Here is a 12,770-nt window from a genome sequence, read left to right as displayed (position 1 = left end):
AGTGCCGTACGACGTTGGTCAGCGCCTCCTGGATGACGCGGAAGGCGGCGAGGTCGGCGCCCGGCGGCAGGGCCCTGCGCTCGCCCCCGCTCTCGACGTCGACCGTCAGTCCGGCGCCCGCGGCCTGCTCGACGAGCTCGGGGAGCCGGTCGAGGCCGGGCGCCGGCGCGCGGGGCGCGTCTCCGGGTGTACGGAGCGTGTCGAGCACCTGGCGCACCTCCCCCAGGGCCTCCTTGCTCGCGGCCTTGATGGTGGTGAGCGCGGTGCGCGCCTGTTCGGGGTCGGAGTCGAGCAGCGCGAGGCCGACGCCCGCCTGGACGTTGATGACGGAGATGCTGTGCGCCAGTACGTCGTGCAGTTCCCGGGCGATCCGCAGCCGTTCCTCGTCGGCGCGCCGCTTGGCCGCCTGCCGGCGCTCCGCCCGGTCGCGGTCCCACTGCTCACGGCGTGCCCGGGCGAGTTCGGAGACCGCGAGGATGGCGATCGTCCAGGCCGCGATGGCGACCTCCTCGCCCCACGAGGAGACCTGGTCGCCCTTCGGCGGCAGCCACTGGTAGAGCCAGTGCCCCACCAGGAGATGGACGACCCACAGCGTGCCGAGCGCGGTCCAGGCAGCCCAGCGCTGCCCGGCGACGATCGCGCTGAAGCAGGCGAGCGCGACCGTGAGGAAGATCGGCCCGTACGGATATCCGGCGCTGAAGTAGACGAGGGCCGTGGCCGCGGTGCCGAACACCACGGCCACGGGATACCGCTGCCGCCACAGGAGCAGAGCGGCGCCCCCGAAGAGGAGGATCCGCGCGAGGACGTCGAGCTGTTCCCGATCGGGCTGTTGCTCCGCGGCGAAGTTGCTGCCGCCGAGGACGAACACGGTGAGGAGCAGCGTCGAACGCCACGGCCAACGCGGACGGCCGCCGCGCTCTTCCTCCTCGTCGCGGCGGTTCCACCACGGGGGTCCCTGCCACCGGCCTCGCGCCGGGCCGCCCCCGGCCCAGGGGGGTCCACCCCACCGGCGTGTGCGCTGCTCTTCCATGCCTGCCACGCTAGACGCCGCGGGTCGCCGGAGGCGTCAGCCGAGCGTGGTGATCACACGTACTCCCGGCGGAGTACCTGGTCCGGCTCGGGCTCGGGGGCCTCCCTGATCCGGAGGCGGCGCAGCGGCTTCGGCGCCCACCAGTTCGCGCGCCCCGCGAGCCGCATCGTCACCGGCAGCAGGACCACCCTGATGAGGGTCGCGTCGACGAGGATCGTCAGGGCCGTGCCGATACCCAGCTCCTTCAGGAAGACGACGCCTCCGGTGGCGTACGACAGGAAGGACAGCGCGAGGATGCCGGCCGCCGCCGTGATCAGCGGGGCGCTGCGCCTGATGCCCTCGGCGACCGCGCGCCCGGTGTCGCCGGTGCGGTCGTGCTCCTCCTTGATGCGGGACAGCAGGAACACCTCGTAGTCCATCGAGAGGCCGTACGCCACGCAGAACATCAGCACCGGGATGCTCGGCTCGATCGAACCGGTCGGCGTGAAGCCGAGCACTCCGGAGAGATTCCCGTCCTGGAAGACCCACACCAGGCAGCCGAACATCACGGACAGGCTGAGCAGGTTCAGGACGGTCGCCTTCAGGGGGAGCAGCACGCTGCCGGTCATCAGGAAGAGGATCAGGTACGTCGCCCCGAGGACGAGCCCGGCGGCGAGCGGCAGCCGGTCGAGGAGCGCGGCGCGGAAGTCCGTGGTCTCGCCCGGGTAGCCGCCGACCAGTACGCCGTCGGGTGCGGGGACGTCACGGACGCGTTCGACGAGCGCCGGTACGTCTCCGCGCATCGCCTCCTGAGTGGGCACCAGCGCCAGCCGTACGCGGCCGTCGGGCGCCCTCAGCCGGTCCTGTCCCGGGGCTCCCGTCCGCTGCCCGTCGCGGTAGGTGCCGGAGGGGGCGTCGACCTGGAACACGCCCGGGATCGAGGAGAGTGCGGCGGCGTAGGCGCGCAGGTCGGGCGTTGTCGCGAGCGCTGCGGTGGGCGTTGCCGTGGGTGGTTCCGCGAGAACCACCTGAATGGTGTCGGTGGGCTCGGCGGGGAACTCCTCGTGCACGATCTCGGAGGTGGTGCGCGAGGAGGTCCCGTCGGGGAGGGTCCGCTCGTCCGGGAGTCCGAAGCGCAGCCCGAGGAGGGGCGAGGCGGCGAGGAGCAGGACGGTGAGCACTCCGGCGCCGGCCAGCAGCGGGCGGCGCATCGCCGCGAGTGCCGTGCGGTGCCAGAAGCCGGACGACGTGCGGGCTGCGGGCCGTTCGACCCGGTGGCCCCAGCGGGTCAGCGCCGCCGGCAGGAAGACCACAGCTCCGGCCACCGCCGTCACCACGACGAGGACACCCGCGTACGCGAACGAGCTGAGGAAGAAGAGCGGGAACACCAGCAGAGCGCTCAGCGACACCGCCACCGTCACTCCGCTGAACACCACCGTGCGCCCGGCGACCGCGGTCGCCCGAACGACGGCCTCGGGCTGCGGTCGCCCGGCCGCGCGTTCCTCGCGGTAGCGGCTGATCACGAACAGGCTGTAGTCCACGCCGAGTCCGAGGCCCAGGACGAGGGCGAGGTTCGCCGCGAACGTCGACACCTCGGTGAACTGCGCGATCGCGCGCAGCCCGGCGAGGGTTCCGAGGACGGACAGCAGACCGACCGCGACGGTCAACAGGGCTGCCGTGGCGCGCCGGTGGACCAGGACGAGGAGGAGCAGGACGGCGGGCAGCGCGAAGAGTTCGGCGCGCAGGAAGTCGGTGCGTGCCTGTTCGCCGACCTGGCGTGAGATCTCCTCCTGACCGCCCACCTGGACGGTGAGTTCGGGTGTCGTGCGCGTCAACCGCGGTGAGAGGGTGGCGAGTTGTTCGCGTGCTTCCGTGGCGCTGCCTTCGAGGCGGACGAGGACGAGCGCGCGACGGCCGTCGGTGCCGCGCAGGGCGGGGCTGTCGGCGTCCCAGTACGACGTGACGTCGGTGACCAGGGGCAGCCGCCCCACCTCCTGGGCGAGCGCGCGGGCCGCGTCCCGTGTGCGGGCGCTGCCACGTCTCCGTCGCGTGCCGTGACGAGCAGTGCCAGGTTGGGGTTGCCGGTGCCGAACTCCTCGCGCAGTACGTCCCCCGCGCGCACCGACTCCGTGCCGGGCGAGCTCCAGCGCGCGAGATCCAGGTCGTCCTGGGCGCCGGCCCCGTAGGCGGCGAGGCCGAGGCAGGTGAGGAGTACGCCGATGAGGACGGCGCGATTGCGCCGCACCGCCAGGCGGCCGAGCCGGGTGAGCATCGTGGTGTGGCCTTTCGCCGGGGATCCGTCGCGGCCACGGTCGTCGGCGCCGCTGACCGTCCGCTGGAAGATCCACTGGAACGCCGGTGCCGGGATACTCTCGACGCATGGGCGAGGGGACACCGAAGGGCTTGCGCGAGAGCGGATCGGCCGAGACCGAGGGGGCGTCCGACGGCCTGCGCTTCGAACTGCTCGGCCCGCTCCGGGCGTTGCGCGACGGAGTCGAGATACCGCTCGGCCCGCCGAAGCAGCGCGCGGTACTCGCCGTCCTTCTCCTCCAGGAGGGGCGCTCGATCTCGTACGACGCCCTGGTCGAGGCCGTGTGGGGAGGCGCGCCGCCCCTGCATGTACGCAACCTCGTGCAGAAGTACGTCTCCGGGCTGCGCCGAGCCCTGGGCGGCGCCGCGGAGTTGGCGTGGACGGGGAGCGGCTACCGGCTCACCGGCGCGGACGCCGACGACTTGCGCGAGCGCCGGCGGTGGGTGGACGAGGCGCTCGCCGCTCGCGACGCCGGTGAACTGCGGCGTGCGGGTGAACTGGTGGAACGCGCCGAGGAGTTGTGGCGCGGCGAGTTCGCGGAGGGCCTGCAGGCGCCCTGTCTGGCGGCGGAACGGCTGCGCTGGGCCGAGAAGCGGCTCACGGTGCTGGAGGCCCGGCTGGCCGGCGAGATCGAACTCGGCAGGTCCTTCGAGTACGTCCATGAGCTGGTCCGGCTCGTCGCCGCGCACCCGCTGCGAGAACGGCTCGTGGAGCTGCTGATGCTCGCGCTGTACCGGACGGGCCGCTCCTCGGACGCGCTGACCGCCTACGAGGCCGCACGACAGCGGCTCGCCGAGGCGCTGGGCGCGGACCCGGGGCCGCCGCTCCGGTCACTGCACGCGCGGATACTCCGTCAGGATCCCGCTCTGCTGCCCCGGCCACCCGTGCCGGTGTCCTGAGGGAACACGAGGCCCACACCATGACCGAGTTGGGCGACGGCGTGCCGGAAGAACGGCTCTCTGTCCTCCACGACTCGGTTGAACTGCCCGAACAGCTCGAAGCCGACGAGTCCGTAGAGCTGCGCCCAGGCCGCGACGAGCGCGGTGACCACAGCGGGCGGCAGGTCCGGGGCCAGGTCGTCGGCCAACCTCCGCGCCTCGGGACCGAGTTCGGCGGGCAACGGAGGAAGGGCGACACCGGCGCCCTGGTGCGCGTCCCGGACGATGCCGATGAGGAGCAGCCCGACGCGGGACGCCGCCGGCACGGTGGTGGCGGGTGCGACGTACCCGGGCACGGGCGATCCGTAGATCAGCGCGTACTCGTGCGGGTGCCCCAGTGCCCACTCGCGCACCGCCTCGCACACCGCGGTCCAACGGCGGATCGGTCCGGCGTCGGCCACCTTGGCGTGCGCCGTTTCGGCGGCGGCGCCGAGCGAGTCGTAGGCGTCGATGATGAGCGCGGTCAGCAGGTCGTCGCGGCTGGGGAAGTAGCGGTACAGCGCGGAGGAGACCATGCCGAGCTCGCGGGCCACGGCCCGCAGGGAGAGCTTGGCCGCGCCGTCCTCGGCGAGCTGCCTGCGCGCCTCGTCCTTGATGGCCGCGGTGACCTCGATCCGGGCGCGGGCGCGGGCTCCTTTGGCGGTACTCATGCACGCCAGTGTTCCATATTCTCAGAGCAGTGCACACAAACGAGATCGGTGCACGCGAATGTGAGCGGTGACCTACTTCGAGATCACTGCTCTTGCTTTGGATCGCCGATCTCGTGCACACTGCTCTCAAGCGAGAGCAGTGCTCACACTTTCCGCTTCGGGAGGAAGCCACCATGACCACGTCCACGCACGTGAAGAAGCCCGGCTGGTTCACCGTGAACGTCCTCAACAGGACCATCGCCTGGATGACCCGCCGCGGCCTCAGCGTCTGGGGCTCCCGCGTCCTGGCCGTCCGCGGCCGCAAGAGCGGCGAGTGGCGCACCACCCCCGTCAACCTGCTGACCGTGGACGGCACGCAGTACCTCGTCGCCCCGCGCGGCCACGTCCAGTGGACGCACAACATGAGGGTCGCGGGCGGCGGCGAGCTGCACCTCGGCAAGAAGGTGGACGTGTTCACCGCCGTGGAGGTAGCCGACGACGACAAGGTCCCGCTGCTGCGCGCCTACCTCAAGCGCTGGAAGGCCGAGGTCGGCGTGTTCTTCAACGGCGTCGGCCCCGACTCGTCCAACGAGGAGCTGCGGCGCATCGCCCCCGACCACCCGGTCTTCCAGATCACGATCAAGAGCTGAGCCCGCAGCCCCACCTTGAAGGCCCCTGAGGCCCCCTGAGCCCCCCGAAGCCCTCGGCAACCCGCAGAAGCACCAGCCCTTGGAGCTCCGGGTCCCCTCAGGTCACCGGTCGAGCGCGGTCAGCGCGCGCCCCGCCATCGGACGCGAACGCACGATCTCGCCCAGCGAGGTGGATCCGCGTGTGATGCCCGCGAACGCCTTCCAGGCGGGCCGGAAACCGGTGAGCGCGGCGTGGAACATGCCGGGCCGCCGCTGGAAGATCGTGAGCATGCTCTTGCCGACGCTCATCTCGACGCCAAGACCCGCCTTGATCGCGAAGGCGTAGTTCAGCGCCTGCCGTCGCGTGTCCACGGCGTCGTGCGCCTCCGCGATCCGCACCGCCCACTCCCCCGCGAGGCGCCCCGAGCGCAGCGCGAAGGAGATGCCCTCGCGCGTCCAGGGCTCCAGGAGCCCCGCCGCGTCCCCGCACACCAGCACCCGCCCCCGCGACAGCGGCGAGTCGTCGGCACGGCAGCGCGTCAGGTGCCCGGACGAGATGCTCGGCTCGAAACCGGCGAGGCCGAGCCGGGCGATGAAGTCCTCCAAGTACCGCTTGGTGGCGGCGCCTTCGCCCCGGGCCGAGATTACTCCGACGGTGAGGGTGTCACCCTTGGGGAAAACCCATCCGTAACTGCCGGGAAGGGGGCCCCAGTCAATGAGGACCCGCCCCTTCCAGTCCTCCGCGACCGTCTCCGGGACCGGGATCTCCGCCTCCAGGCCGAGGTCGACCTGGTCGAGCTTCACCCCGACGTGTGCTCCTATCCGGCTGGCGCTGCCGTCCGCGCCGACCACGGACCGGGCCAGCACCGTCTCGCCGTCCTGGAGAACCACGGCCACCGTGCGCCGGTCGGGGACGGCCGAGCCGTGCTGCTCCACCCGCGAGACCGTGACGCCCGTACGCAGTTCGGCGCCCGCCTTCTGGGCGTGCTCGACGAGCTGCTGGTCGAACTCGGGCCGGTTGATGAGCCCGAAGAGCATCTGCTTGGAGCGGCGGGTGCGCGTGAACCTGCCGTCGAGCGAGAACGTGACCGCGTGCACCCGGTCCTGGAACGGCAGCTCGAAGCCGGGCGGCAGCGCGTCACGGGTCGGTCCGATGATGCCGCCGCCGCACGTTTTGTAACGGGGCAGCTCCGCTTTCTCCAGCAACAGGACGCTGCGCCCCGCGACCGCTGCCGCATAGGCGGCCGAGGCGCCCGCAGGCCCCGCGCCGACCACGACGACGTCCCACACCCGCTGTGCGTCGTCCGAAGAGTTCTCGCTGCTCACGATGGTCTGCTGCTCCGATCCAGCCGCCTGCCGCACCTACTCCACGCATCCTACGGCGACGTCCGGCCAGGACCGCTGTGGGAGGATCTGCAGCGAATGCAGCGCGCACACCCGTATGCGCGCATCGCAGACGTACCCATCCTTACAACGTCGCACCCACGAGGAGCGTGCCCATGTCGTCGAATCCGGTCGCCGAGACCGTCGCCTCGCTGATGCCGAGGGCGAAGGCGGAGCTGACCGAGCTGGTGGCCTTCAAGTCGGTGGCGGATTTCGACCAGTTCCCCCGGAGCGAGAGCGAGGGCGCCGCGAACTGGGTGGCCGACGCACTGCGCGCCGAGGGCTTCCAGGACGTCGCACTGCTCGACACCCCCGACGGCACACAGTCGGTGTACGGCAGCCTGCCGGGCCCCAACGGCGCGAAGACGGTCCTCCTGTACGCGCACTACGACGTGCAGCCGCCGCTCGACGAGGCCGGCTGGGCGACCCCGCCGTTCGAGCTGACGGAGCGGGACGGCCGCTGGTACGGCCGCGGATCCGCCGACTGCAAGGGCGGCCTGGTCATGCACCTGCTGGCCCTGCGCGCGCTCAAGGCCAACGGCGGGGTCCCGGTCAACGTCAAGGTGATCGCGGAGGGTTCCGAGGAGCAGGGCACGGGCGGCCTGGAGCGGTACGCCGAGGAGCACCCCGAACTGTTGGCCGCCGACACGATCATCATCGGCGACGCGGGCAACTTCCGGGTCGGGGTCCCCACGGTGACGACCGCGCTGCGCGGCATGACGCTCGTCCGCGTCCGGGTCGGCACCCTCGAAGGCAACCTGCACTCCGGCCAGTTCGGCGGCGCCGCCCCCGACGCGCTGGGCGCGCTGATCCGCGTACTGGACTCGCTGCGCGCCGAGGACGGCTCGACGACGGTCGACGGGCTCACGGGCACCGCGCGTTGGGACGGCCTGCAGTACGACGAGGCCCAGTTCCGCAAGGACGCGAAGGTGCTCGACGGCGTGGAGCTGATCGGTTCGGGCACGGTCGCCGACCGCATCTGGGCTCGGCCGGCCGTGACCGTGCTGGGCATCGACTGCCCGCCGGTGGTCGGAGCCACCCCGTCCGTGCAGGCGGGCGCCCGCGCGCTCGTCAGCCTGCGGGTGCCGCCGGGCGTGGACACGGTCGAGGCGACCAAGCTGCTCCAGGCCCATCTGGAGGCGCACACCCCGTGGGGCGCGCGTGTGCAGCTCGAACAGATCGGCCAGGGTCAGCCGTTCCGCGCAGACACGACCAGTCCCGCGTACGCGGCGATGGCCCAGGCGATGAGCGACGCGTACGACGGGGCGGAGATGCAGTACGCCGGTCAGGGCGGCTCCATCCCGCTGTGCAACACCCTCGCGTCGCTCTATCCGCAGGCGGAGATCCTGCTCATCGGGCTGAGCGAGCCGGAGGCGCAGATCCACGCCGTGAACGAGAGCGTGTCGCCCGAGGAGCTGGAGCGGCTGTCCGTCGCGGAGGCGCTGTTCCTGCGCAACTACGCGGCGAACTGACCGAGTTGGTCCGACGGGCGTGCCCCACAGCACAACCGGGGCACGCCCGTCGTCCCTCGTACGTCCCACGGCCGTCGTCGCTCGACCGTCGGCGCCGGGACAGCTAGCCCTTGGGCACCCCGGCCTCCAGATACAGCGCGGCTCCCCGTTCCCGTGCGCGCAGCGCCCAGCGCAGGCGCTCGTAGCGGACGGGTGGCAGCAGTCCGGCCGCCTCCTCCTCGGTGACGAAGCGCCAGGCGCGCAGTTCGGGGCCGGGCAGCAGCATCCGCCGGGCCTCGTCGCCGTCGAGCCGGCCGCCGTCGTAGAGGAGACGCAGTCCGCCGTAGGCGGGGGGTACCGGTGGCTCCCAGTCGACGACCAACAGGCTGGGTACGTCGACGAGTTGGATGCCCGTCTCCTCGGCGACCTCGCGGATGCCCGCGCGCGCGGGTGCCTCGCCGGACTCGACGACTCCGCCCGGGAACTCCCAGCCGGCCTTGTAGGTCGGGTCGAAGAGCAGCACCCGGTCCTGCTCGTCGAAGAGGAGCACGCCCGCGGCGACGGTCTCCGAGGTGGGCTCGGGGGTCTGCACGATGTCGCAGACGGGGACGGTTCCGCCGCTCACGGCCGCGGCGATGCGCACGGCGGCCTCGTACGGGGTGAGCGCGCTGGTGTCGACGGGATGGGCGTCGGCGGTGAGCCAGCCGGCGAGGGCGGCGTGGTACGGCTCGATGTGGTCGTACGACCACTGCCGCACCCGTATCTCCCCGTCGGGGAGGTCCGGCGGGACCTCCCGGTCGGCTATTCGCTCGCGCAGGATCGTTTCCGCCGGGGCGAGAAGCACATGGCGCACCGCGATCCTGCGGGATGCGAGTCCGCCGAAGATCTCGTCACGGTAGTCCTGGCGGAGCAGTGTCATGGGGACCACGAGTACGCCCCCGAGTTCGGCCAGCATCGCGGCCGCGGTGTCGACCACGAGCCGTCGCCAGATCGGCAGGTCCTGGAAGTCGCCGACCTCGGCGAGGCGCTTGGCGGGCAGGAGCTGCGTCAGCCCGGCGCCGATGAGCTCGGGGTCGAAGAGTGTGCTGTTCGGGATCAGGTCGATCAGTTCCCGTGCGGTGGTGGTCTTCCCCGCACCGAACGCACCGTTGATCCAAACGATCACGGTTCCCCCTCTGCTGTTGGCCCCCTGAGGCTTGCCCGCTCCACCCTGCCACGGAAACCAGGCCCTGAAGAGGTCGCGTTCGACGGGTCGGACGCATGCGAAAGCCCGGCCCTCGACGGGCCGGGCTGATGGTCGGGACGGTCCTGACTCGTGGGTCAGCCCCGCTGCTCCTCGGGCTTGTCGTCCGTGGCCAGACTGCCGTCGCTGATCGTCTGGTCGAGGCTGCTGAGCGTGTTCTGCACGTCGAGGCCGCCGAGGGTGTCGCCACCCTCCGCGGAGTGGGACGGCGTGACGGCCGCGACCACGAATCCGGCGGCGAGGGAGGCGATGGCGAGCATGCTGCGCTTCTTCATGCCCGGTTCAACTGCCGACCCGCCCATGGGTCACGGTCGGCCTTCCCGTCTCTCCACGGCGCGGACGCGCCACGCAGGAGATTTCGCCGGGACATCCGATGTCCCGGCGCACTTCGGGGCACCACGGGCTCCTTGAGTGACAGCAATGCCGTCACCTCTCCCGCGAGACACAACTCAACACAAACGCACGCGGGGCTTGAATCCCAGTCCCTAGTCGGAGCATCGTCTAGGGTTTTGACGGGATATCGAACAAACGTTACCGCACCTCTTCCACCACAGTGCGACAGGTCCTACCGTAAACGCGCACGGATGACGCGGACATGAAGACATCCAACCTTTCGCGAGTACGGAGGACGTAACGATGCGTCACTTTCTCAACCGCACGACTCGCCGAAGAGTGGTCGGAGCGCTCACCGCAGGGCTGCTCGGCACCTTGGGGCTGACCGGGCCCGCCCCGGCCGCCGACGCCCAAGCACCGGCCGGAGCCTCGGCCGGAGCCCCGGCGGCACCGGCCGCACCCACCCCGGACGACGGTCTCGCCCTCACCCCGCCCATGGGCTTCAACAACTGGAACTCCACGCACTGCCGTGCGGAGTTCAACGAGGAGATGGTCAAGGGGATCGCGGACATCTTCGTCGCCAAGGGGCTCAAGGAGGCCGGATACGAGTACGTCAACCTGGACGACTGCTGGGCGCTGCCCGCCCGTGACGCGAACGGCAAGCTGGTGCCCGACCCGGTCCGCTTCCCGGGCGGGATCAAGGCGGTCGCGGACTACGTGCACTCCAAGGGGCTCAAGCTCGGCATCTACACCAGCGCGGGCACGAAGACGTGCAACGACGCCGGCTTCCCGGGTGCGCTCGGCCACGAGTACAGCGACGCCCAGCAGTTCGCGGACTGGGGTGTCGACTACCTGAAGTACGACAACTGCAACAACCAGGGCGTGGACGCCAAGCAGCGGTACACGACGATGCGTGACGCCCTGAAGGCCGCCTCCGAGTCGACCGGCCGTCCCATCGTCTACAGCATCTGCGAGTGGGGCGAGAACAAGCCCTGGGAGTGGGCGGCCGACGTCGGCCAACTGTGGCGTACGACCGGGGACATCAGCGACAACTGGGGCTCGATGCTCTCGATCATGAAGCAGAACCTGCCGCTCTCGCAGTACGCGGGTCCCGGGCGCTGGAACGACCCCGACATGCTGGAGGTCGGCAACGGCGGCATGACGGACACGGAGTACCGCACACACTTCTCGATGTGGTCGATCATGGCCGCGCCGCTGCTCATCGGCTCGGACCTGCGCTCCGTCCCCGAGGAGACCTTCGACATCCTCGGCAACAAGGAGGTCATCGCGGTCGACCAGGACCCGCTCGGCAAGCAGGGCGCGGTGCTCTCCTCCGAGGGCGGCCGCTGGGTCGTCGCCAAGGAGATGAAGGACGGCAGCCGCACGGTCGCCCTCTTCAACGAGACCGGCAGCGCCCAGCGCATCGCCACGACCGCGAAGGCCGTCGGACTGCCCAAGGCGGACGCCTACACCCTGCGCGACCTGTGGCAGCACAAGAGCTACAACACGGCCGGCGCCATCTCGGCGACCGTCCCGGCCCACGGCACGGTCCTCGTACGCGTCTCGGCGGACCGCCGCTGGGCCAAGAACCCGCCCGCCGTCGAACTCGGCCTGGACGGCAGCACGTTGATCGAGACGGGCACTCCGACCGCCCTGACCACCTCGGTCACCGACCTGGGCCGCACACCCGCCAAGCGCGTCTCCGTCGCCCTGACCGGCCCCGAGGGCTGGAAGGTGAAGGCCAAGTCTCCGACCACGACAGGTTCCCTCCCGACCGGCAGGGCGCTGCACACCAAGTGGACGGTGACCGCGCCGGCGAGCACGCCCCCGGGGGCGTACGAGCTGACGCTGAAGGCGACTTACCGCTCGCCGAACGGGGTGCGGGCCGAGAGCGTGCTGCCGCTGACGGCGTCCGTCGTGGTGGCCCCGCCCTCGGGCGCGTCGAACCTCGGTGATCTCCCCTGGCTCTCGACGACCAACGGCTGGGGGCCCGTCGAGCGCAACACCAGCAACGGCGAGAGCGATGCGGGCGACGGCACCCCGATCACGATCAACGGCGTCGTCTACGCCACCGGGCTCGGCGTCCATGCGGAGAGCACCGTCGAGTACTACACGGGCAAGGCCTGCGAGACCGTCACCGCGAAGGTCGGTGTGGACGACGAGGAGGGCACGGACGGGTCCGTCGCCTTCGAGATCTGGGCCGACGGCACGAAGGTCGCCTCGACCGGCGTCCTCACCAACGCCCAGCCGGCACAGGCCCTTTCGGCCGACGTGAGCGGCGCCCAGGTGATCCGCCTCGTCGTCACGGACGGCGGAGACGGAATCACCTCGGACCACGGCGACTGGGCAGACACCCAACTCACCTGCTGACACCAGCACACCGACAGAGCCCGACCAAACAGCTTCCCGCGCCCCGGAGTGCCTTCTTTTCAGGGGCGCGGGGAACTGCGCGACAAGCCCCCACCGGCCGGCACACAACAACGCTCGGATCGAATCCAAACCCGAACGACAGGGGGCGGCTCAGCCGCCAACCACCGCCGTGGTGGCGCTCGCCTGCCGACTGAGCGCAGCGGCCGCCGCACCCACAAGCCCCGCATCCGTCCCCATCTGCGCCGGCGTCACAGTGAGCCGCCGCACGAACGACAGCGTGGCGTAGTCGCGCAGCGCGGCACGCAGCGGCGTGAACAGGACGTCGCCCGCCTTCCCCACTCCCCCGCCGATCACCGCGATGTCGATCTCCACCAGCGTCGCGGTCGCCGCGATTCCGGCGGCCAGGGCCTGGGCGGCACGCTCGAAGGACGCCACCGCGACGGGATCGCCTGCGCGGGCGGCGGCGGCCACGGC

12 protein-coding genes are annotated in these 12,770 nt (G+C 71.3%); 4 read left to right on the top strand and 8 right to left on the bottom strand.

The features are described from left to right. From O3Q52_RS36460 to O3Q52_RS54260, 3 genes are all read right to left on the bottom strand, one after another. On the bottom strand, nucleotides 1-1,030 hold a 1,030-nt coding region (locus O3Q52_RS36460), incomplete at its 3' end, for a sensor histidine kinase (protein WP_269652900.1). 53 nt (nucleotides 1,031-1,083) lie between these two features. Continuing rightward, nucleotides 1,084-2,940 carry an MMPL family transporter gene (locus tag O3Q52_RS36455; RefSeq protein WP_332112976.1) on the bottom strand — a complete coding sequence of 619 codons (1,857 nt, stop codon included), beginning with the start codon at nucleotides 2,938-2,940 and terminating at the stop codon, nucleotides 1,084-1,086. Beyond that, a complete protein-coding gene (locus O3Q52_RS54260; protein WP_332112975.1) occupies nucleotides 2,841-3,404 on the bottom strand; it encodes a hypothetical protein in 564 nt (187 codons plus the stop codon). The genes O3Q52_RS36455 and O3Q52_RS54260 overlap by 100 nt, the downstream gene beginning before the upstream one ends. On the opposite strand from O3Q52_RS54260, the gene O3Q52_RS36450 reads away from it, so the two are divergent. After that, a complete protein-coding gene (locus O3Q52_RS36450) occupies nucleotides 3,389-4,219 on the top strand; it encodes an AfsR/SARP family transcriptional regulator (RefSeq protein WP_269652898.1) in 831 nt (276 codons plus the stop codon). The two genes, O3Q52_RS54260 and O3Q52_RS36450, sit on opposite strands and share 16 nt — an antisense overlap. Here the strand turns inward: O3Q52_RS36450 and O3Q52_RS36445 are convergent. Further along, nucleotides 4,174-4,908 carry a TetR/AcrR family transcriptional regulator gene (locus O3Q52_RS36445; protein ID WP_269652897.1) on the bottom strand — a complete coding sequence of 245 codons (735 nt, stop codon included), beginning with the start codon at nucleotides 4,906-4,908 and terminating at the stop codon, nucleotides 4,174-4,176. The genes O3Q52_RS36450 and O3Q52_RS36445 overlap by 46 nt on opposite strands. A 173-nt stretch (nucleotides 4,909-5,081) precedes the next feature. On the opposite strand from O3Q52_RS36445, the gene O3Q52_RS36440 reads away from it, so the two are divergent. After that, nucleotides 5,082-5,537 carry a nitroreductase family deazaflavin-dependent oxidoreductase gene (locus tag O3Q52_RS36440; protein ID WP_269652896.1) on the top strand — a complete coding sequence of 152 codons (456 nt, stop codon included), beginning with the start codon at nucleotides 5,082-5,084 and terminating at the stop codon, nucleotides 5,535-5,537. Nucleotides 5,538-5,639: 102 nt separating this feature from the next. On the opposite strand, the gene O3Q52_RS36435 is transcribed toward O3Q52_RS36440, so the two are convergent. Next, entirely contained in the window at nucleotides 5,640-6,842 is a 1,203-nt protein-coding gene (locus O3Q52_RS36435; RefSeq protein ID WP_269652895.1) for a geranylgeranyl reductase family protein, read from the bottom strand. Between the two features lie 173 nt (nucleotides 6,843-7,015). Between O3Q52_RS36435 and O3Q52_RS36430 the strand changes: the two genes are divergently transcribed. Next, nucleotides 7,016-8,371: a dipeptidase gene (locus tag O3Q52_RS36430; RefSeq protein ID WP_269652894.1), complete on the top strand. Its 1,356-nt coding sequence runs from the start codon at nucleotides 7,016-7,018 to the stop codon at nucleotides 8,369-8,371. 103 nt (nucleotides 8,372-8,474) lie between these two features. Here O3Q52_RS36430 and O3Q52_RS36425 read toward each other — a convergent pair whose 3' ends face one another. Together O3Q52_RS36425 and O3Q52_RS36420 are read right to left on the bottom strand one after the other, a co-directional pair. Next, nucleotides 8,475-9,515 (bottom strand): NUDIX hydrolase, encoded by a 1,041-nt coding sequence (locus tag O3Q52_RS36425; protein ID WP_269652893.1) that lies wholly within the window; start codon nucleotides 9,513-9,515, stop codon nucleotides 8,475-8,477. A gap of 155 nt (nucleotides 9,516-9,670) precedes the next feature. After that, nucleotides 9,671-9,868 carry a hypothetical protein gene (locus O3Q52_RS36420; RefSeq protein WP_269652892.1) on the bottom strand — a complete coding sequence of 66 codons (198 nt, stop codon included), beginning with the start codon at nucleotides 9,866-9,868 and terminating at the stop codon, nucleotides 9,671-9,673. A gap of 361 nt (nucleotides 9,869-10,229) precedes the next feature. On the opposite strand from O3Q52_RS36420, the gene O3Q52_RS36415 reads away from it, so the two are divergent. Further along, nucleotides 10,230-12,296, top strand: coding sequence for an NPCBM/NEW2 domain-containing protein (locus O3Q52_RS36415; RefSeq protein WP_269652891.1), 2,067 nt, complete (start codon nucleotides 10,230-10,232; stop codon nucleotides 12,294-12,296). A 150-nt stretch (nucleotides 12,297-12,446) separates the two neighbouring features. Here O3Q52_RS36415 and O3Q52_RS36410 read toward each other — a convergent pair. Further along, the coding region (locus O3Q52_RS36410) for an ROK family protein (protein ID WP_269652890.1) at nucleotides 12,447-12,770 on the bottom strand (324 nt) is incomplete at its 5' end.

Source organism: Streptomyces sp. ActVer (assembly GCF_027270795.1).
In the GTDB taxonomy this organism is placed as follows: domain Bacteria; phylum Actinomycetota; class Actinomycetes; order Streptomycetales; family Streptomycetaceae; genus Streptomyces; species Streptomyces umbrinus_A.
This window is presented reverse-complemented; position numbering and strand designations above follow the sequence as displayed.